Source organism: Levilactobacillus tujiorum, assembly GCF_012641185.1.
Taxonomy (GTDB): domain Bacteria; phylum Bacillota; class Bacilli; order Lactobacillales; family Lactobacillaceae; genus Levilactobacillus; species Levilactobacillus tujiorum.
This window is the reverse complement of sequence record NZ_JAAXLK010000026.1, coordinates 1-17,034: the sequence shown is the minus strand read 5'-3', so window position 1 is coordinate 17,034 and position 17,034 is coordinate 1. Positions and strand designations below refer to the sequence as shown.

Sequence of the window (17,034 nt, the reverse complement as noted above, 5' to 3'; positions counted from 1 at the left end):
CCTAAACCCGTCACCTGCGGCTGGCAGAGATTCCGCCTGCTGTGGGGACCCCTGCGGCCTGAGAAACGGTCCTCCGGCTCGGCTTGAAGCTCGAAAATTCACCGATCTTCAAACACGTCCCACGCTGTAAGCCGAGAATCGGCTTACACCGTCGACACAGCTGGCTGCACCTCTACCCTCCTCCGGTTATGTTAGCCTTTGATTAACAAATTGGTTTAAACACTCGGCACGTCAGCATTTAGACAATAGTAGCTGACAACAACCACGTAGCCGTGAGTGAGCTAAATTTGAACTCAGCCGTGGGATTTACCAAGTGGTTTTCTTGGTAAATGGCGACTTTGACACGTGTTCTTCGGGTCAAAGCGAGGCTAGAGACCGCTCTATGGCTCTAGCCGTCCTCCCCACAGCGTTCCAGCTCAAATTTGGCGAACGGCAAGGCGACAGAAATTATCTGTTTATCTATTTTTCAAAAGCGTAATGCCACGGCCTTTACAGAACTTTTTTAAGTTTCAACCGTTAGTTATTAGTCATTCATACTCCGGTAGCTGTAAGCATGGTTCATCAGCGATCTGGTCTCCGTAAACTCATTCTCATCGTGCAAAACCACGGTAATTACTCGATGTTTACCTGACTTCTGACCCGTTCCGACAAAGCAATAACCTGCCAACGGCGTGTATCCCGTCTTCAAACCATCAACCTTCAATGAGGCCCGGTAATACTTCCGTCCCTTCAGAAGGTTATTGTAATTGTGACAGGTCTGACCGTTAACCTTCATTGACTTGATCTTACCATCCTTCAGAACCCGCGGATAGCTGCGAATCAGGTGCCGGGCAATCAGGGCGACATCCTTAGCCGACACCTTATTGGCGTTAGCCTTGCCATAAGCATAGCCGTACCCGCGTAGATCACTGTTTTCCAATCCGGAAGCGGAGACGAAGTGCGCCCGTCCCAGTTTCCAGGACTTGGCCTGTGCATTCATCTTGCGAATAAACTTGGCATTGCTGCCGCTAACCCATTGTCCTAACGCAATCGCCGCGTTATTGGATGAATCCAAGAAGGCCGCATAGTACAGCTGACGCACCGTGTATTTGTGATTTAATTTGAAATGAAAGCCACCACACGCGGCACTCCGGCTCATTGAAACCAGTCCGCGACTCTTGATCTTAATCTTGTGATTCCAATTGCTCGACTTACCGTCAATCTTCTTCAACGTCAAATATAGCGTCATCAGCTTGGAAACTGAGGCAATCGGTCGCGCCGTATTCGCGTGCTTACCCCATACAACTTTTCCCGTCTTAGCATCCATAGCAACGGCTGCTTTGGCTTTACTCAAAACAAAGGGCGCCTTGCCTTTCTTCAAGTAATTGTGCCAAATCCAGCCCTTGACGTTGCCCTTGCCATTCTTCACGTACAAGTAAATAGCTTTGGTGTTACCGTGCTTTAACGTGGCCCGCTTAGACGCATACCAGGTTGTGTTGGGGTGGGCAGTAAGGTTACTAACCTTACGTGTGTGGGTCTTGTTGAAGATCGCCCCGCGCCGACTCTTCTTGTGATAAGCCGTTTTCTTGATTGACTTGGTACTAACGGTCTTGTATCGAGTGGCCGCGTTAACGGGAACCGCTGGGCTAATGACGCCGCCCAGGGTAATAACCACAGCAAACGCCGCGAGATAACGATTGAGATGTGCTTTCTGCATGAGTTGAATCCTTCCTATTCCATAATAATTAAGGGAACTAACTGTTAGAATAGCACTCTTTTCTGCCAGAAACAGCCATTTCTCTAGGATTCAACGTAACTGTAACGTACTTGTAAAAACCATTGCGCGCCTAAATTGCTTATAGACTGGAGACGATTTTTCTTGCCTGAGGTTGCTTTTCCCGTTCAAACTCGTTAAGCTAAGACTAATCAAATACGACTGGGGTGCCATCACGGCTGAGATCAAACCCATTGAACCTGATCTGGTTAATACCAGCGAAGGGAAATGCGTAATCCATAGCTATCAATGCCCCCACTAATGTTCTTAGTGGGGATTTTTTTAGCTTCGATGGCCCTCAGCGTCTAAATTTATAGGAGGCGACTGTTTTATGAAACGTTGGCATATTAGAGATATTATTTTAGTGACGATCATCGCAATTTTTATGGGGGTAATTTTCTGGGCACTCGGTCCCGTCTACACCATTTTGGCAGCAGCTTTGGCACCGATGGGCTTACAGCCTTTAGCTAATGAATTACTACTGGGAATCTGGGTCATGGCTGGTCCGTTGGCCGGATTTGTCATTCGAATTCCCGGCGCTGCAACCCTGGGTGAACTCTTGGGTGCCGTCGTTGAAATGTTCCTCGGGGGTATCTGGGGGGCCAGCACGTTAATCTCCGGAACCCTGCAAGGCTTTGGGTCAGAACTCGGCTTCATCTTCACTGGTTACAAGCGTTACGGCTGGTTTACCCTGTTCCTGAGCTCACTGACCACTGCCATCGTAACCTTCGTGTGGGACCTCTTCCGCAATGGTTACGCGGCTTATCATCTGCCATTCTTACTGCTGCTCTTCTGTGTCCGGCTACTTTCCATCTTCATCTTCGGGGGCGTTCTCACCAAGCTCATCAATAACTTGCTGGTTCGCGCACACGTTTTGAAGGACTAGCCGCTCATTTCGTTTGATTTAATTTCAAGTTATAACTGGGGGAATTTATTTGGCAACCGTCACGGTACAATCACTCACCTACACCTATCCGAAGCAAGCACATCCGGTGTTAGACCACTTGTCGGGAACATTTCCCACAGGTAAGTTTTCGCTGTTAACCGGTGTATCCGGTGGCGGGAAATCGACGCTGCTCAAGCTAATCGCTGGTCTGATCCCGATGTCGGCCACCCCCATCACTTTCGATGGCCATCCGCTGAGTGCGATTACACCCACGCAACGGGCCAGTACCGTTGCGATGCTTTTTCAGGAGCCCAGCACGCAATTTACCATGGACACGGTAGAAAACGAATTACGCTTCGCCTTGGAAAACCAGCAGGTCCCCGCCGAAGAGATCGCCGACCGCTGTGACGCGGCGCTTGATTTTATTGGCATTAGCAACCTAAAATTTCGCAAGCTCATGTTTCTCTCCGGTGGTGAACAGCAGAAAGTCGCCCTAGCCATCATCGTCGCCATGGATAGCGATGTGATTCTGCTAGACGAGCCTTTCGCCAGCATTGATCCACCAACTCGGCTGATCCTACTCGAAAAGCTGGTCGCGTTATGTAACGATCGCGGCAAAACGATTATCCTAGCCGACCACGACCTAAGCGGCTATCAACAATGGGTCGATCACCTTGCCGTGCTAGCGGACGGTCAACTGACGCTCTTATCCACAGCGGCAACCCGCGAACGTTTCGCCGCCTTTACACCGCAACGGTTACAGCTGACGCACGTGCAACTCCCCAACGATCAACTGACCGTTTGTTTACAAGGTACTCAGCTTGGCCTGGCTCACGGTGATCGGCAACTCCTAACGCCGCAGGACTTAAGTCTCTACGCGCACCGGACCACGTTGATCACTGGTCCCAACGGCAGTGGCAAGTCGACGCTCTTTAAGGCGCTCGTTCGTCTAGGACGTTACCAAGGCCAGTTAACCTACCGCCAGACGGATATCACCAAAATTCGTAAGCGGCGGTACGCACGACAAGTTGGCCTCATGTTTCAGGCAGCCTCCGCGCAATTTCTCAACGTCACCGTTGCCGAGGAGCTGGCATTATCCCAGAAATATGGGGACCATGCCTACTTTACGCCAACTCGAATTCAACAACTCCTGCAGCAACTGAATCTCGCTGGACGTGACGAGCAAGTGCTCTACTCCCTCAGCAGTGGTCAACAAAAGAAGATTCAACTGCTCTGTATGCTCATCATGGCACCGGATGTCTTGCTACTGGACGAACCGCTTAAAGGGCTCGACTACGCTTCTATCCAGGCGGTGATGACCATCCTTAAGACGGTTCAGCAGGACTTGAACCTCACCTTAATCCTGATCAGCCATCAACTCAGCGGCTTGGACGACTTGGTTGATTTACATTTAACACTGGCCGACCGCCATCTGACCTATCAGGGGGTGAGCGCATGAATCCATCCCTCAAGCTAGCCTTACTCGTTCTCATTGCACTCGAGGTTTCCTTCATCCAGGTCTGGAGCATCAACGTTGCTCTCATCGTGGTCAGCCTCATTCTCATGCTACTGGGGCGAATCACTTGGCGGCGACTGCTTTGGCTGACGCTCGTGCCCCTCTTCTTCTCTAGCGCCCTCGTCTGGTCGCTGATGTTACGTAGTAGCGCGTCTACGCACTTTCTCATTGTGATCTTCACGCGGCTATTCGTTTACGTTTACATGGGCGGCTGGTTCACGCTGACCACGCCACCGCTGTGGTTGACCCATTCACTGGAACAAAATGCCAAGCTTCCCAGCAAATTTGCTTACGGTTTCTTGGCGGCATTCAACCTTATGCCCAAGATTCAAGCGGAGGTTGCCACGGTCCGCGCTGCTGCTCTAATGCGCGGTGAAGTTCTCCACGTTTGGTCACCCCGGCTGTACTTTAAAGTCATTCTCGCGGCTATGAATTGGTCGGATCAATTGGCCGCGGCGATGACCTCCCACGGCTTTGTCGAAGGTGCGCCCCGCACTCACGCGCAGACTGTTCCGCTCGTCGCCCGTGATTGGTGGCTCTTCGTCGGCAGCCTACTACTCGTTCAGGTCGGCCTCTTTGTCGGCCTTCCTTAACCACTATCAAGGGTTAATGTGATGCAGCCCGGATAAATTAGTCTAAACCAGTCACCTGCGGCTGGCAGAGATTCCGCCTGCTGTGGGGACCGCCTGCGGCCTGAGAAGCGGTCCTCCGGCTCAGTTTGAAACCTGACCAGAACCGTCAGTTTCCAAACGCGTCCCACGCTGTAAGCCGAGAATCGGCTAACACCGTTGTCAAAGCTGGCTCCACCTCTGCCCTCCTCCGGTTTATGGTAGTCGTCGAATTCTAAACCAATTGCATAAATTGACAACCTCAATGTAGCCGTGAGTGAGTCAAATTTGAGCTCAGCCGTGGGATTTACCAAGTGATTTTCTTGGTAAATGGCGTCTTTGAGACGCGACCTTTCGGCTCAAAGCGAGGTTCGAGACCGCTCTATGGCTCGAGCCGTACTACCCACAGCGATCCAGCTCAAATTTGGCGAACGGTAAGGCGGCGGTTTTGAACCATATTACCTACTTTTCAAGCCTTACAACGCGCTGTACAGGATCCCCCTTTCTTTCAATCTTCAACTCATTATTAAAAAAGGAATGATGTCATGTTTACTGATCAAGCTCACGCCGCCACCCTGGATTTATGGACCGCGTCGAAGCAGCACCCGTTTATCACCCAGCTCTGTGCTGGAACGTTGCCGCGCGAGACCTTTCGTTACTACCTGATCCAAGACCACTACTACCTGCAAGAATTTGGCAAACTACACGACCTCGCCGCCGAACAGAGTCATGATCCCCGTGTCGCTCAACAGCTTCACGCCGGCGCTGAACATCTCCGCCAAGGTGAAATTGCCGTTCGCCAAACCTTCTTCGAGCGTTTAGGTATCACGCCTGATGAGATTGCGGCAACGCCAGTGGCACCCAGTGGCTATGCTTACACCAGTCACCTCTACCGCGCGTTAGCCACCGCCGGCACTGCTGGCGCCGTAGCGGGGCTTCTGCCCTGCTACTGGCTATACGCCGAGATTGGGCAAGAGCTAGCTCACGCCGGCTCACCCGTCCCCATTTATCAGGATTGGCTAAACACCTACGATGCCGACGATTATACGGGGATGATGGCCGATCAGTTAGAGCTGGCTAACCACGTCGCCACCCCGAACAACCAGGCAGAGTTACTGGAAATCTTTAAAAAGAGCAGTTGGTACGAACTCCATTTCTGGCAAATGGCACTTGATCACGAAACCTGGGACATCCCCGCGAAGCTGTCAGATTTTTCAGCCGAAAAATAATGCGGTATAATTGAGGCACCATACGAGAGAAAGTAGGTGCCGTCGATGAAGAAATTACGACAGTTAACGTTCTTACAGTCTTTTGGTTACCTCGCCTTATTGCTCGGTCTATTGATCGAAATCTACGCCTTGTTTAACGGTCTCGGTAGTCGGCTCTCTGGCGATGACATGTTTGGCGGCGCGGTGGTTTTGGCGCTAGCCATTGCCTTCATTCACAGTCAGAAACTACCGGTCAACTTGATTCTGATTACGCTCAGTACGCTGGGCTTTGGTTACTTTACCTTTATTCACACCCAGGCCTGGCTCTGGACCATCATCCTGGCCGTCCTCGTGGCTGCTTTCATGATTTATTTCTTTGGTCTACGCGACGATGTCCGCCGCAACCAGAGCGAGTGGTTTCATTTCTAAAAATATAATCTATTGGACTGAGGCGCAATCGTCTCAGTCTTTTTTGTTTATCCGACTAAAGGTTGAAAGAACTAAAATCATTACCAACGCTGAAGTGACAAGGATTTCAGTCTGAAAAATAGTCTAAACTCATCACCTGCGGCTGGCAGAGATTTCGCCTGCTGTGGGGACCGCCTGCGGCCTGAGAAGCGGTCCTCCGGCTCGGCTGGCTCCATCTCTGCCCTCCTCCGGTTACGATGGTTGTTAAATAGAAAATTTCTTAAACAACTGATGAATCATCAATTAGCCAACAATAATTGATGACTTCCGTGTAGCCGGGAGTGAGCCAAATTTGAGCTCAGCCGTGGGATTTACCAAGTGGTTCTCTTGGTAAATGGCGACTTTGACACGTGTTCTTCGGGTCAAAGCGAGGCTAGAGACCGCTCTATGGCTCTAGCCGTCCTCCCCACAGCGATCCAGCTCAAATCTGGCGAACGGCAAGGCGGCATTTTTCAATCATTCAAGCGTAATACCACGGTCTTTACAGAACCTTTTTAAATTTCAACCCTTAGTTATCTGAGCATCGACAACTTTTCAGGGCAAAAAGAAACAGGCCAACCGAAGTTAGCCTGTTTCCCTGCTTGATAAACTACAAGAGACTGTAGTCATGTAATCAATATGATTACCAAGAGTTAAGTTGTAACAGCCGGTTACCCGGCCCCGGTGGCGGATAAGCTCCGCAGTTATTTAACATGAATCTGTGACGCGCGGACCCGTGTGGAACGAACCGGGTCGCCAGGCGTCGTCAGCTGAGTTATCGTCCGCTTGCCCATACTAAACCAAGCAATTCCACTCACAATGGCTAACATTACCACAGCTAGGGTCAAACTTGAAATAACTCGTCTTAGATTCATTCTGTCACCTCGTCAGTTATTCTTACCGATCAGCTTAAGACATTAATATCACAAAGCTGTGACAGACTAACCAAATTGTGTTAACAATTCCTTAACCAACTCGACAGGAATTGTTATATTGGGTATAAGTTTACGCAATTTTTGCCCGTTCATCAAGTAGATTACAAAAAAACTTACAGATATCGAGGGTTATTTCACCGCTTTTGCAAAACTTTAGTATAATGAACGTAAGCAGTAATTTGGATTATCATTTGGAGGGATATTAATGAGTCAAGAATTAAATGATCTTGCTGAAGCAATCATCGCCTACCAAAAGAAATACGATAAAACTGACGGCGAAATGGCTTTCGGCTCACGCATTTCAGTTGAAAAGTACCACGCAATCAAGTCAGGAGAATTAATGCCCACTAGCGACGAGCAAACCTCATTAAAGAGCCTCATCGCCAGCAAGCCTAACTAAGCGACTTAACTAGCTTAGCTGACAAATTTCATTTTCAATTTATACAAGACAAGTGCTCCAAACCGGTTCATCCTGGTTTGGAGCACTTTTTACATTTAACATTCTAGTAGAACACAATCACAGTCGGCGTGCGGCCAATCTAACCTACTGTACCTGTTCCCAAGCCGTACGATAAGCAGCGGCCGTGGCCTCGTCGAACGCCACCATGCGGACGGTTTGAATCGACGTGGTGTGGGCCAATGCCGTGGCGATCGTTTGGGTAGCGACTGCTGCCGCCTCGTCCAACGGATAGCCGTACACACCCGTACTAATCGACGGGAAGTCAACCGTCCGGCAATCATGTTGGCCCGCCAAGGCTAGGCTATTGCGGTAACAGGCCGCCAGTAGCTCCGCCTCATGCTGGTCGCCACCCTGCCAAACTGGCCCGGGCGTATGGATCACCCATTTGGCGGGTAACTTGAAACCCGGGGTAAGGCGCGCCTCGCCGGTCGGACAGCCATTGAACGGCACACAGGCCGCAAACAACTCCGGCCCCGCCGCACGATGGATTGCGCCGTCTACGCCACCACCACCGAGCAGTGTCGTATTCGCCGCGTTAACGATGGCGTCAACGTGACTCTTCGTAATATCACCATGAATCACCGTAAAACTTGCCATGTTGTCACTCCTTTGACCACGGCCAATGCCACCGATGCTTAACCGGTGCCTGGTCGTTCGACTCCCTTGCCTTTAACCGTTTCATGCCTTCACGATACGGATTGGCATACAGCGCCGATAAATTTAACTTCTGTTGGTCCGCCTGGGCTGGCTTCGTGCGAAACGGCCGTAGATCCGTTTCGCAGTGCGGACACTGCTGATCATTCGGCGTCACCGGTGCGCCACAGTGCGGACAAAATTTTAAACCTTCAGCCATAGTTACCTCCTACTTCAGGTGGTGGCGTTGTTGGTCTTGGTTGCGTTGCCGCCGCACCTTCGCTTGGCTAGCTGCCTGACGCTCTGCCTGGCGCCGTGCTTCGGCTTGCTGCTTAGCCGCCTCTTCCTGCTTTTGCGCAACCATCTGCTGACGCTTTTGACTACGCTCGCTTAAGAAGCGCCACGCTCCCACTGCTACCAGGGCGACCACAATCTGAATGGGGACCAGCGTCCAATCGGCATGCGCCGCAACCACTAAATTATACGCAATTAACAACGCTGACATGGCACCAACCACTGAGAGCGTCTCTCGCAGCCAGTGCGGTATCTTCTTGGATTTCATGTTCCAAACTCCTTAAAGCTCGCCTTCCACCCGCAATTGCCGTTCGACCAAGTACGCATCTAAATAGCCAAACGCAATTTCATCGATGTCGCTAATTCGATAAACCTTGCCAACTTGATCGAGTTGGTTATCTTCAACCTCATGAAAGATAAACCGGGCACCACCAACCTGACTAGGATAGCCTAATAATGTCGTTGAATCATGGAGCTTCAACCGTAGAATCGTCCGAAAGGCCGCGGCCTGCGTCAGACGGGCGCTAAACTGATCAACCGTTGGGTCAAACAACCGCTCATCATTTAAGACCGGCTGGATCTGTTGTTGCCGTGCCCGGTTCAACAGTGAAAACAATCGCATCGTCTGTAAATAATCTGACTCCAGCACCACTGCATGTAGTTCCGTCAATCGCATCACGGTATACCCACCAAATTGGCCCGTCATATCAATTAGATTCATGACCACGGCGTTTTCGGTCACCACGTTGATCTGACCAACAAAGAATAAATCTTTATCGTGGCTGGGCACCAACCCGACCAGGGAATCATGATCCGCTAATTGCCGCAACGTATCCGGAATCAACTTGGCGTCCGTCATTTCTTTGGTGGCAATGTGTGAGAGCTTCCGCAGATGAGGCGCCGCAATGCCCTGCAGCGTCAACTCTTTGCCTTGAAATTCAATCACTTCTAATTCATCGGGATTCAGCGTAAACGTCGGCTGATCCGTATAATCAAACTTATTTAACAACTGAATCGTCACCTGATCAGTCGTGACACTGGTGACCATCCCTTCATAGAAGTGATCATCATCCTTGATGACCAGCATCACCACCAAGTGATCGACCCAGGCATGGCTCAGCACCTGACGGCGTAAGTCCCGCTGCTCATCGAAGCGCATGGTCAACCCGCCCGCTTGAATAAATTGTTCCTCTTCAGCAGTTTGAATGCGAAAGGCCATGTTATCCAGGTCATCACTGGCAAATTCCACTTCATCGATGACCGCCACGGCGAGAAAGACCGCACCGTCCGGTAACCCAAAATCATCAAACGTCGCTAGAATAATTCCGGTGTTGCTGACTGTCGTCACGTAACCGGTGTACACGACCTCTTGATTCGTTTGGTAAATATTAACCAAGGTGTGTTGGGCCAGTGCCCGGTTTAAATCATTAATAATCGAATTCAACATGACGACCCCCTTTTTTGGATTCTTACGGCAATTCCGTAACTGAATACTATCGTTCTGAAAAGCTTATCATATCTAACTTAAAATAGCTCGTGAACCGCTACGCTAATTTGACTATGAAACAGCGGTGCTCAGGTACTCCGCCAATTGCTCATCTTGGAGTCCTGCGCTGAGGCCCACCAACAGCTTAATCCGGGCTTTTTGGCCATTAAGTCCCTGACAGAGCATTAGCCCCATCTTCCGGAGTTCAATGCCACCACCCTGATAGTCGTAGATGTCCTCGGCAACGCCATTATAACACCGTGAGACTAAGACCAACGGAATATGGCGGTCTAAGAGCCGCTGAATGGCCGGTAAGGTAACTGGCGGTAAATTCCCCGCTCCCAGGCCTTCGATAACGATCCCCGCCGTCTGATCGTTATCCAGGGCATCAAATAAGCTGGCGTCCATCCCCGCGTAAGCTTTCAATAAATAAACGTGGTCCACAACATGATCAATGTCACAAATATTCTCACGAATCAGCTGTTGGAAGAAGATGGGATGGCCCTTCGCCACCAACCCAATCGGGCCAAACGTCGGCGTTCTAAACGTTGCCACGTTCGTCGTATGGGTCTTCGTGACGTAGCGTGCCGTGTGAATCTCATCGTTCATGACGACCATCACGCCCTTGCCACGAGACGCGTCGTCTGCCGCTACTTCAATGGCCGTTTGAAAATTATACAGACCATCGGAACCGACCTCGTTAGACGACCGCATCGCTCCCGTCACGACGACGGGAACGGTGCTAGGCAACGTCAAGTCTAGAAAATAAGCCGTTTCCTCTAGCGTATCCGTCCCGTGAGTGATGACCACGCCATCAATCCCCTCACGTTCGCCGCGATTGATCCGCTCCTTGATTTTAAGCATTTCCACGGGCGTCACGTGGGGGGATGGCAGATTAAACAGCTCGTCCGTAATCAGCTCCACGCGGCCCTCCATGATCGTTTCCTGTTGTGCGATGGGATTTTCCGAGTTGGGCACCACTTCTCCCTTCTCGTTTTGGGACATTGAAATGGTTCCGCCAGTATGAATGGCTAAAATTTTCTTCATGACATCGTCAGCTTCTTTCACAAAAGATTTCTTTTCCACATTGTACCTTATTTGCTGTAAAATTTAGTTAGAATTAGGAAAGGATGTTCGGAAAAATGGCAAAAAAAGATGAAAGCGCTAAACCCTACCGTCCTGGCGTGGTCGTTCACCCTAAGAAATATAGCAACTCTGGGGGCGTAGCGGACTGGGGCCCACTAATGGCTTGGTTTACCGGGATTTTCAAGAAACTATGGCAACGCCATGAGAAACACTAACCCGTATTGTCTTTTTCAGTCGCTCGTGGTAAAGTAATCAACATTCATTATAAAAATAAGTGATTGCCTATATAATGCCAAGATAAGGTTGGCGAGTTTCTACCCAGAGCCGTAAATTCTGGACTATAAGCAAATTGAGGATGAGACTCTTTTTGCCGATGAAGAGTCTTCATCGGTCGAGTTTTCAGTTAGCCCCCTTTTTGCTAAGGGAGCTTTTTTGTTTTCAACCCGTTGCTTGGCGGCATATTGGTGACTCACGACCAGGAGGAAATTGTCTTGCAGTCCACTAAGTCCGCACCTACGACGTCACCTTCGACCGGCCAACCCCTGTCTTGGTGGCGCTCAGCAATTCTCGGTTTTCAGCATTTATTAGCTATGTATTCCGGCGACGTCATCGTTCCCTTACTGATTGGGGGCGCGCTGCACTTCAACGCCATACAAATGGCTTACTTAATCAGCGCGGATATCTTTATGTGTGGGGTTGCAACGCTGCTTCAACTCAAACGCACCCCGTTAACGGGGATTGGCCTCCCCGTCGTTCTCGGCTGTGCAGTGCAGGCCGTCACCCCGTTGAGCGCCATTGGTCAGCACTATGGGGTTGGGGTCATGTACGGCGCCATTATCAGCGCCGGTGTCTTCATCTTCCTAAGTGCCGGGTGGTTCTCCAAGATTAAGCACTTCTTTCCACCCGTGGTGACCGGCTCACTGATTACTATCATTGGCTTCACGTTGATTCCCGTGGGCTTTCAAGACCTCGGGGGTGGCGATGCGACGGCTAAAAACTTCGGTGATCCCAAGATGCTGCTGGTCGGCTTCTTAACTATGGCGATCATCCTGGGCCTCAACGCCTTTGCCAAGGGCTTCCTGAAATCTCTTTCCATCTTAGCAGGGATTCTGATTGGGACCTTCATTGCCGGTGCCATGGGCATGGTCTCGCTCAAAGCCGTCGGACAGGCCAGCTGGTTCCACCTTCCACAATTCTTCTACTTCGGCGCGCCCAAGTTCGAATGGTCATCTATCCTGACCATGATTCTGGTCTCCCTGACCACCATGGTTGAGTCCACCGGGGTGTTCTTCGCGTTAGGCGAGATTACGGGCCGTAAAATTGGCTCACGAGACTTGAAGCGCGGGTATCGGGCCGAAGGAATCGCCGTCATCTTAGGTGGGCTCTTCAACACCTTCCCCTACTCGACCTTCTCCGAAAATGTCGGCGTCGTCCAACTCTCCGGCGTTAAGACCCGTAAGCCTTTATATTTCTCGGCGCTGTTCCTCATGCTGCTGGGCTTATTACCTAAGATTGGCGCACTGGCGACGGTCATTCCGAATGCCGTCCTGGGTGGTGCCATGATTGTCATGTTTGGGATGGTCGGTGTCCAAGGGATTCGGATGCTCCAACAGGTGGACTTTAAGGATAATAACAACCTGCTCGTCTCAGCCATTTCTATCGGTCTGGGCTTGGGCGTAACCGTCTATCCGCAAATTTTCCAGGCCCTCCCACAATCCTTACAGATCGTGATGAATAATGGCGTGGTGATCGGGAGTTTCTCGGCAGTTATCTTAAACATCGTATTCAACATGCGGCCAAGCCGGGCCTCCTCACCAGCTCAGGCTCAGGTGACGACCACTGCCCAACCGCAACACAAATAAGTTAATCAACGCCACTGTCCCGGTTCCTTTGCCTGCGGTCAGTGGCGATTTTTAATAATCAGACTAATGTGATCGGTTACCTTTAACAAAACTACCCAATTTCTAGCACTTGTTTTTGGTTTGCCGCGACGGTTCGCGTATAATGTGGGTATTAACTTCGAAGAGGAGAACGACGCATGCTAAGTATTCAGCATATCAGCAAGCAATTTGGCCCCGTGAAGGCTTTAAACGATGTCAGTTTTGAAGTCCCCAACGGTCAAATCTTAGGCCTGATTGGTCAAAATGGTGCCGGCAAGTCCACCACATTTCACAGCATTCTGAATTTTATCAAATACGACGGCACCATCAGTTGGCAGGGACATGCCCTGTCCCCCGCCGATTTCGACACGATTGGTTATCTGCCCGAAGAACGCAGTCTGATGACCAAGCTGACGATCGAACAACAAATTATTTATTTGGCGCGACTCAAGAATCAATCTGCTAAGGATATTCGTCCCCAAATTGACGACTGGTTGGGCCGCTTCGCCGTCAAGGGAACCCGCAAGAGCCACATCAACGACTTATCCAAGGGAAATCAACAGAAGGTGCAATTGATCTGTACGTTGATTCACCATCCTAAGTTGCTAATTCTAGACGAACCTTTTAGCGGACTGGACCCGGTCAATGCCGATCTGCTCAAGCAAGCCATTCTGAGAGCGCGCGACGATGGTGCGGCCATCATCTTCTCCAGTCACGACATGGAAAATGTATCCGCATTATGCGATCAATTGGTCATGCTGCGGAAGGGAGATATGGTCTTAAATGGCACGCTCAGTGAGGTGCGCAATCAATTTGGCAAGACTGAACTCTACGTGACGACGGATTGGTCCGCCACTCGGTTAGCCACGTTGCCCGCGGTAGACCACGTCGAACAGCGTCAGCCGGGCCAATACCGTCTGCATCTCACGGACCCCGCTGCCGGCCCCAGTATTTTTGCAGAACTCACGCAGGGCCACTACATTGAGGAATTCAGCCAACAGCCGCCCACACTGGACGAAATTTTCCGCATGAAAGTGGGTGAAACTAATGCGTAAGACTTGGATTGTGACCTTAGAAACTTATCTGCGCCAGATTAAGTCCTGGAGCTTCTTATTCATGGTCATCGGACCTTTCCTGATGATTGGCCTCACCGTGGGGATTAGCTACGTCAGTGCCAACAGCGCCTCTAGTAGTAAACAAGTTGCCGTGATTAGCTCATCGCGCTCCCTGCGCCAGGCCTACCTGCAACAACCAACGGACAATATCAATGCAAAAATCACTACCACACAAGCAGCCGAGGCGGCGATGAAGAAGAATCATCTGGCCGGCTACCTTAAGCTCAGCGAGTCGCCGCAACAAGTGCGTGCGGATTACCACGGAAGCAGTCGTATGGCGAGTGGCCTCAAGGCGCAAACGCAGAACTTCTTGAGTCAGTATCAACAGACGCGTAATTATCAGCAGGCCAAGCTAACCACGAAACAGCAACGGTTGATGGCCCGCACGCCCGTCTTGCAACAGCATATTGCCGAACGCGCCGGCACGGCCAACTTAGCCAAGACCATCTCGTTTTGGATTCTCGTCACGATGATTTACATTATTCTCATCACCTACGCGTCGATTGCGGCCCAAGAGATTGCGTCGGATAAGGGGACGAAGATCATGGAGATTATCTTCTCCAGTACCACCGCTACCAGCTACTTTGTCGGTAAAATTGGCGGGATCTTACTGGTCATCCTCACCCAGATTGCGATTTATCTCGTGGGCGGTTGGGTCGCCTTTCAGGTGGCCATCAACAACGCTGCGCTTAAGCCACTGATCACGCAAAATCAGAGCTTAATCGACGCCGTACTGCATAATTTGCTCAACCTTAATCTGCTTTATCTGTTCTTAGGGGTTATCATCTACACCATCCTAGCGGCATATAGTGGGGCCGTGGTCGCCAAGGCAGAAGATGCCTCCAAGGCGGCCCAGCCGGTGGTTATGTTGGGGATGTTTGGCTTCTTTGCTACCTTCCCCTTCCAAAATAATCTCGATGCTCTACTGGTCAAGATTCTGTCGTACGTGCCCTTCTTCTCATCGTACTTCATGCCCATGCGAATTATTAATGGCACCGTTAGCGGCTGGGAACAGGCGATTTCTCTGCTCATTTTATTAGTCGCCATTGCGCTATTTGCCGGTTACATCGGTAGCCAATATCAACGGTTGATGCTTCAAACTGACAACCGTAATTTCTGGCAACACCTCATCCACGGCTGGCGACGTCAAAGTTAATCTCGTCTTCTTTTTTAAAGACCTACTACTTACCCATTAACATTTTCAGCCAACGTGCTATAATTAATGGGTAAGTTTTTGGGCCCTTAGCTCAGCTGGGAGAGCGCCTGCTTCGCATGCAGGAGGTCGTCGGTTCAAATCCGGTAGGGTCCATTGGATAGGTTTTTAGGGAGTAAAATACAGCTTATAAACACCGGTGTTAAAGCATTCTCAATTTTCAACATTTTCATTGATAAGTACAATATGATAACCTTTTTGGTAACCGGCACACAAGAATCATCGTGCACGGGCGGTAGGAACTGTTAGCTAATTAGCTAGCAGTTTTTATTTTTACTTTTTTCTGTATCTAAGAATTTCTGTCTTTGCTTTAAACGTTCATTTCTAACTATCTCTTTACACTCTTTGCAATATTTTTCATGAGCTGAATGAGAATCAAATTTTCTTTGACAATGTAAACATACTTTATGATAAATTCTAGGATTGTCATGCATCCGTCTTGCCTGCTCTTCATCGGCTTTTTCAATGGCATTAGCACGCTCGATCATGTTTTGACGTTTAATAATATCCTTACATTTATCACAGTACTTAGTTTTATTTGATCGAGCGACAAAAATATGTTGACAGCGTTGGCATTCATTGTGATATATCCGCTGCTTGCAACCTGCCACCATCTTTTTATTTTTTCCTTTTTTATGAAATCCATAACTTTTTCTGCATTCTGGACAGTATTTAGTATTATAAGCTCCACTCTCAAAAACCACATGACAGATAGTACACTCGTGTGTAAAACTTCGCTCCCTCATCTTTTTCATCCAACTATCAGACATATATCTTGGCCGAGACATATGCTTTCTAGCTTCATCTGACACTAGCTTTCCTTTTTGGGCTAACGATAGTTTTCGCTTTGTATCTTCAGATAAGTGTTTACCATAACCAGGATTATTAGATCCACTATTGGCTATCCTGATTTTATCTTTAGTATCATCCGACAAATGCTTACCCTTGTTAGCACCAACACGACCAAACATACCATTTCCTACTCCAGAATTTCGTTGACTTAAAATCTTTCGTACTTCTGGTCGACGCATTGGATTCTTATCACCAGCAATTGATAAATGATTCCCATAGTTTGGATTACTAGTTCCTGCGTTATTCTTCCTCGCTTTTTCTTTAAAACGTTCAATAGCTTCTGGTTGTCCTCTAAGAAGCCATCCCCCATCTCCACCACCTGCTATGTTATACCCATGTTCAAACCAATATTGGGATTTATAATATTCTATTGCATCCTTTTCTGCCTGATTTAATGACTTTAAATCTTTATATTTGGATAAGAGTTCAATAGAAAAATTCTCAATTCCATATTTTTCAATAGCACGTTTAATTAATTTACCACTACCGTAGTATTCATTATCAAAAACTCCTCTTTCTTTTTTTCCAATATATATTTTTCCATTAACGTTATTAGGGTCCGTCTGAAAACTACTTAAGTAAGATGCAAATTGAGGCAATGTAAACCGTAGCCAGATAAACATGAGCGAGCTTATCATAACGCGTTGCAATCCTACGAAAGT

General features: G+C 49.3%; 18 protein-coding genes, 1 tRNA gene, 1 pseudogene and 2 riboswitches. Of the genes and pseudogenes, 11 read left to right on the top strand and 9 right to left on the bottom strand.

Annotated features, from left to right (window positions below; all coding sequences use genetic code 11):
- Window positions 1-523: 523 nt before the first annotated feature.
- Window positions 524-1,696, bottom strand: a complete 1,173-nt coding sequence (locus HF569_RS11035; protein WP_168902464.1) for a D-alanyl-D-alanine carboxypeptidase family protein — start codon at window positions 1,694-1,696, stop codon at window positions 524-526.
- A 210-nt stretch (window positions 1,697-1,906) separates the two neighbouring features.
- Window positions 1,907-1,997, top strand: a riboswitch (TPP riboswitch).
- An 87-nt stretch (window positions 1,998-2,084) separates the two neighbouring features.
- On the opposite strand from HF569_RS11035, the gene HF569_RS11030 reads away from it, so the two are divergent.
- The 5 genes from HF569_RS11030 to HF569_RS11010 all read left to right on the top strand — a co-directional run bounded on the left by HF569_RS11030 (window position 2,085) and on the right by HF569_RS11010 (window position 6,400).
- Complete coding sequence (locus HF569_RS11030) at window positions 2,085-2,639, top strand: ECF transporter S component (RefSeq protein WP_168850048.1); 555 nt, start codon at window positions 2,085-2,087, stop codon at window positions 2,637-2,639.
- Window positions 2,640-2,688: 49 nt separating this feature from the next.
- Window positions 2,689-4,098 (top strand): ABC transporter ATP-binding protein, encoded by a 1,410-nt coding sequence (locus HF569_RS11025; RefSeq protein ID WP_168902463.1) that lies wholly within the window; start codon window positions 2,689-2,691, stop codon window positions 4,096-4,098.
- Window positions 4,095-4,748 carry an energy-coupling factor transporter transmembrane component T family protein gene (locus tag HF569_RS11020; RefSeq protein ID WP_168902462.1) on the top strand — a complete coding sequence of 218 codons (654 nt, stop codon included), beginning with the start codon at window positions 4,095-4,097 and terminating at the stop codon, window positions 4,746-4,748. The genes HF569_RS11025 and HF569_RS11020 overlap by 4 nt, the downstream gene beginning before the upstream one ends.
- Before the next feature lie 560 nt (window positions 4,749-5,308).
- Window positions 5,309-5,992, top strand: a complete 684-nt coding sequence (gene tenA / locus HF569_RS11015; RefSeq protein ID WP_168902461.1) for a thiaminase II — start codon at window positions 5,309-5,311, stop codon at window positions 5,990-5,992.
- 45 nt (window positions 5,993-6,037) lie between these two features.
- Window positions 6,038-6,400 (top strand): hypothetical protein, encoded by a 363-nt coding sequence (locus tag HF569_RS11010; RefSeq protein ID WP_168850044.1) that lies wholly within the window; start codon window positions 6,038-6,040, stop codon window positions 6,398-6,400.
- Between the two features lie 722 nt (window positions 6,401-7,122).
- Here the strand turns inward: HF569_RS11010 and HF569_RS11005 are convergent.
- Complete coding sequence (locus HF569_RS11005; protein ID WP_168849800.1) at window positions 7,123-7,293, bottom strand: hypothetical protein; 171 nt, start codon at window positions 7,291-7,293, stop codon at window positions 7,123-7,125.
- A 265-nt stretch (window positions 7,294-7,558) separates the two neighbouring features.
- On the opposite strand from HF569_RS11005, the gene HF569_RS11000 reads away from it, so the two are divergent.
- On the top strand, window positions 7,559-7,753 hold the full coding sequence (locus HF569_RS11000; RefSeq protein WP_168849799.1) for an LBP_cg2779 family protein: 195 nt from the start codon (window positions 7,559-7,561) through the stop codon (window positions 7,751-7,753).
- Between the two features lie 144 nt (window positions 7,754-7,897).
- Here the strand turns inward: HF569_RS11000 and HF569_RS10995 are convergent, their stop codons facing one another.
- The 5 genes from HF569_RS10995 to HF569_RS10975 form a co-directional block, all read right to left on the bottom strand.
- Window positions 7,898-8,410 (bottom strand): O-acetyl-ADP-ribose deacetylase, encoded by a 513-nt coding sequence (locus HF569_RS10995; RefSeq protein WP_168902460.1) that lies wholly within the window; start codon window positions 8,408-8,410, stop codon window positions 7,898-7,900.
- A 4-nt stretch (window positions 8,411-8,414) separates the two neighbouring features.
- Window positions 8,415-8,666, bottom strand: a complete 252-nt coding sequence (locus HF569_RS10990; RefSeq protein WP_168902459.1) for a zinc ribbon domain-containing protein — start codon at window positions 8,664-8,666, stop codon at window positions 8,415-8,417.
- A gap of 9 nt (window positions 8,667-8,675) precedes the next feature.
- The gene (locus HF569_RS10985) at window positions 8,676-9,008 is read right to left on the bottom strand and encodes a hypothetical protein (protein ID WP_168902458.1); all 333 of its coding nucleotides are present in this window, start codon (window positions 9,006-9,008) and stop codon (window positions 8,676-8,678) included.
- 12 nt (window positions 9,009-9,020) lie between these two features.
- Window positions 9,021-10,187, bottom strand: coding sequence for a hypothetical protein (locus HF569_RS10980; protein WP_211089720.1), 1,167 nt, complete (start codon window positions 10,185-10,187; stop codon window positions 9,021-9,023).
- Between the two features lie 111 nt (window positions 10,188-10,298).
- Window positions 10,299-11,273, bottom strand: coding sequence for an asparaginase (locus HF569_RS10975; protein WP_168902457.1), 975 nt, complete (start codon window positions 11,271-11,273; stop codon window positions 10,299-10,301).
- Window positions 11,274-11,368: 95 nt separating this feature from the next.
- On the opposite strand from HF569_RS10975, the gene HF569_RS10970 reads away from it, so the two are divergent.
- From HF569_RS10970 to HF569_RS10950, 5 genes are all read left to right on the top strand, one after another.
- Complete coding sequence (locus HF569_RS10970; RefSeq protein ID WP_168902456.1) at window positions 11,369-11,527, top strand: hypothetical protein; 159 nt, start codon at window positions 11,369-11,371, stop codon at window positions 11,525-11,527.
- Window positions 11,528-11,574: 47 nt separating this feature from the next.
- Window positions 11,575-11,673: riboswitch (purine riboswitch) on the top strand.
- 181 nt (window positions 11,674-11,854) lie between these two features.
- Window positions 11,855-13,174, top strand: a complete 1,320-nt coding sequence (locus HF569_RS10965) for a nucleobase:cation symporter-2 family protein (protein ID WP_168902480.1) — start codon at window positions 11,855-11,857, stop codon at window positions 13,172-13,174.
- A 176-nt stretch (window positions 13,175-13,350) separates the two neighbouring features.
- Window positions 13,351-14,247 carry an ABC transporter ATP-binding protein gene (locus HF569_RS10960; protein ID WP_168902455.1) on the top strand — a complete coding sequence of 299 codons (897 nt, stop codon included), beginning with the start codon at window positions 13,351-13,353 and terminating at the stop codon, window positions 14,245-14,247.
- Complete coding sequence (locus HF569_RS10955) at window positions 14,240-15,463, top strand: ABC transporter permease (protein ID WP_168902454.1); 1,224 nt, start codon at window positions 14,240-14,242, stop codon at window positions 15,461-15,463. Before HF569_RS10960 ends, HF569_RS10955 begins: the two co-directional genes overlap by 8 nt.
- An 80-nt stretch (window positions 15,464-15,543) precedes the next feature.
- Window positions 15,544-15,616: transfer RNA gene (locus tag HF569_RS10950), tRNA-Ala, on the top strand.
- A gap of 161 nt (window positions 15,617-15,777) precedes the next feature.
- On the opposite strand, the gene HF569_RS12735 is transcribed toward HF569_RS10950, so the two are convergent.
- Together HF569_RS12735 and HF569_RS10940 are read right to left on the bottom strand one after the other, a co-directional pair.
- A complete protein-coding gene (locus HF569_RS12735) occupies window positions 15,778-16,971 on the bottom strand; it encodes an NUMOD3 domain-containing DNA-binding protein (RefSeq protein WP_168902453.1) in 1,194 nt (397 codons plus the stop codon).
- Window positions 16,943-17,034, bottom strand: a pseudogene (locus tag HF569_RS10940) (IS5-like element ISLpl3 family transposase); the annotation flags it as partial. The pseudogene HF569_RS10940 and the gene HF569_RS12735, both read right to left, overlap by 29 nt.

Excerpts from the sequence above, each read along its gene's own strand:
- HF569_RS11030 (WP_168850048.1), top strand. The coding sequence starts at position 2,085 with ATGAAACGTTGGCATATTAGAGATATTATTTTAGTGACGATCATCGCA.
- HF569_RS10985 (WP_168902458.1), bottom strand. The coding sequence starts at position 9,008 with ATGAAATCCAAGAAGATACCGCACTGGCTGCGAGAGACGCTCTCAGTG.
- HF569_RS11005 (WP_168849800.1), bottom strand. The coding sequence starts at position 7,293 with ATGAATCTAAGACGAGTTATTTCAAGTTTGACCCTAGCTGTGGTAATG.
- HF569_RS11035 (WP_168902464.1), bottom strand. The coding sequence starts at position 1,696 with ATGCAGAAAGCACATCTCAATCGTTATCTCGCGGCGTTTGCTGTGGTT.
- HF569_RS10955 (WP_168902454.1), top strand. The coding sequence starts at position 14,240 with ATGCGTAAGACTTGGATTGTGACCTTAGAAACTTATCTGCGCCAGATT.
- HF569_RS11020 (WP_168902462.1), top strand. The coding sequence starts at position 4,095 with ATGAATCCATCCCTCAAGCTAGCCTTACTCGTTCTCATTGCACTCGAG.
- HF569_RS10995 (WP_168902460.1), bottom strand. The coding sequence starts at position 8,410 with ATGGCAAGTTTTACGGTGATTCATGGTGATATTACGAAGAGTCACGTT.
- HF569_RS10990 (WP_168902459.1), bottom strand. The coding sequence starts at position 8,666 with ATGGCTGAAGGTTTAAAATTTTGTCCGCACTGTGGCGCACCGGTGACG.
- HF569_RS11000 (WP_168849799.1), top strand. The coding sequence starts at position 7,559 with ATGAGTCAAGAATTAAATGATCTTGCTGAAGCAATCATCGCCTACCAA.
- HF569_RS10960 (WP_168902455.1), top strand. The coding sequence starts at position 13,351 with ATGCTAAGTATTCAGCATATCAGCAAGCAATTTGGCCCCGTGAAGGCT.
- HF569_RS10980 (WP_211089720.1), bottom strand. The coding sequence starts at position 10,187 with ATGTTGAATTCGATTATTAATGATTTAAACCGGGCACTGGCCCAACAC.
- HF569_RS10975 (WP_168902457.1), bottom strand. The coding sequence starts at position 11,273 with ATGAAGAAAATTTTAGCCATTCATACTGGCGGAACCATTTCAATGTCC.
- tenA (WP_168902461.1), top strand. The coding sequence starts at position 5,309 with ATGTTTACTGATCAAGCTCACGCCGCCACCCTGGATTTATGGACCGCG.
- HF569_RS11010 (WP_168850044.1), top strand. The coding sequence starts at position 6,038 with ATGAAGAAATTACGACAGTTAACGTTCTTACAGTCTTTTGGTTACCTC.
- HF569_RS10970 (WP_168902456.1), top strand. The coding sequence starts at position 11,369 with ATGGCAAAAAAAGATGAAAGCGCTAAACCCTACCGTCCTGGCGTGGTC.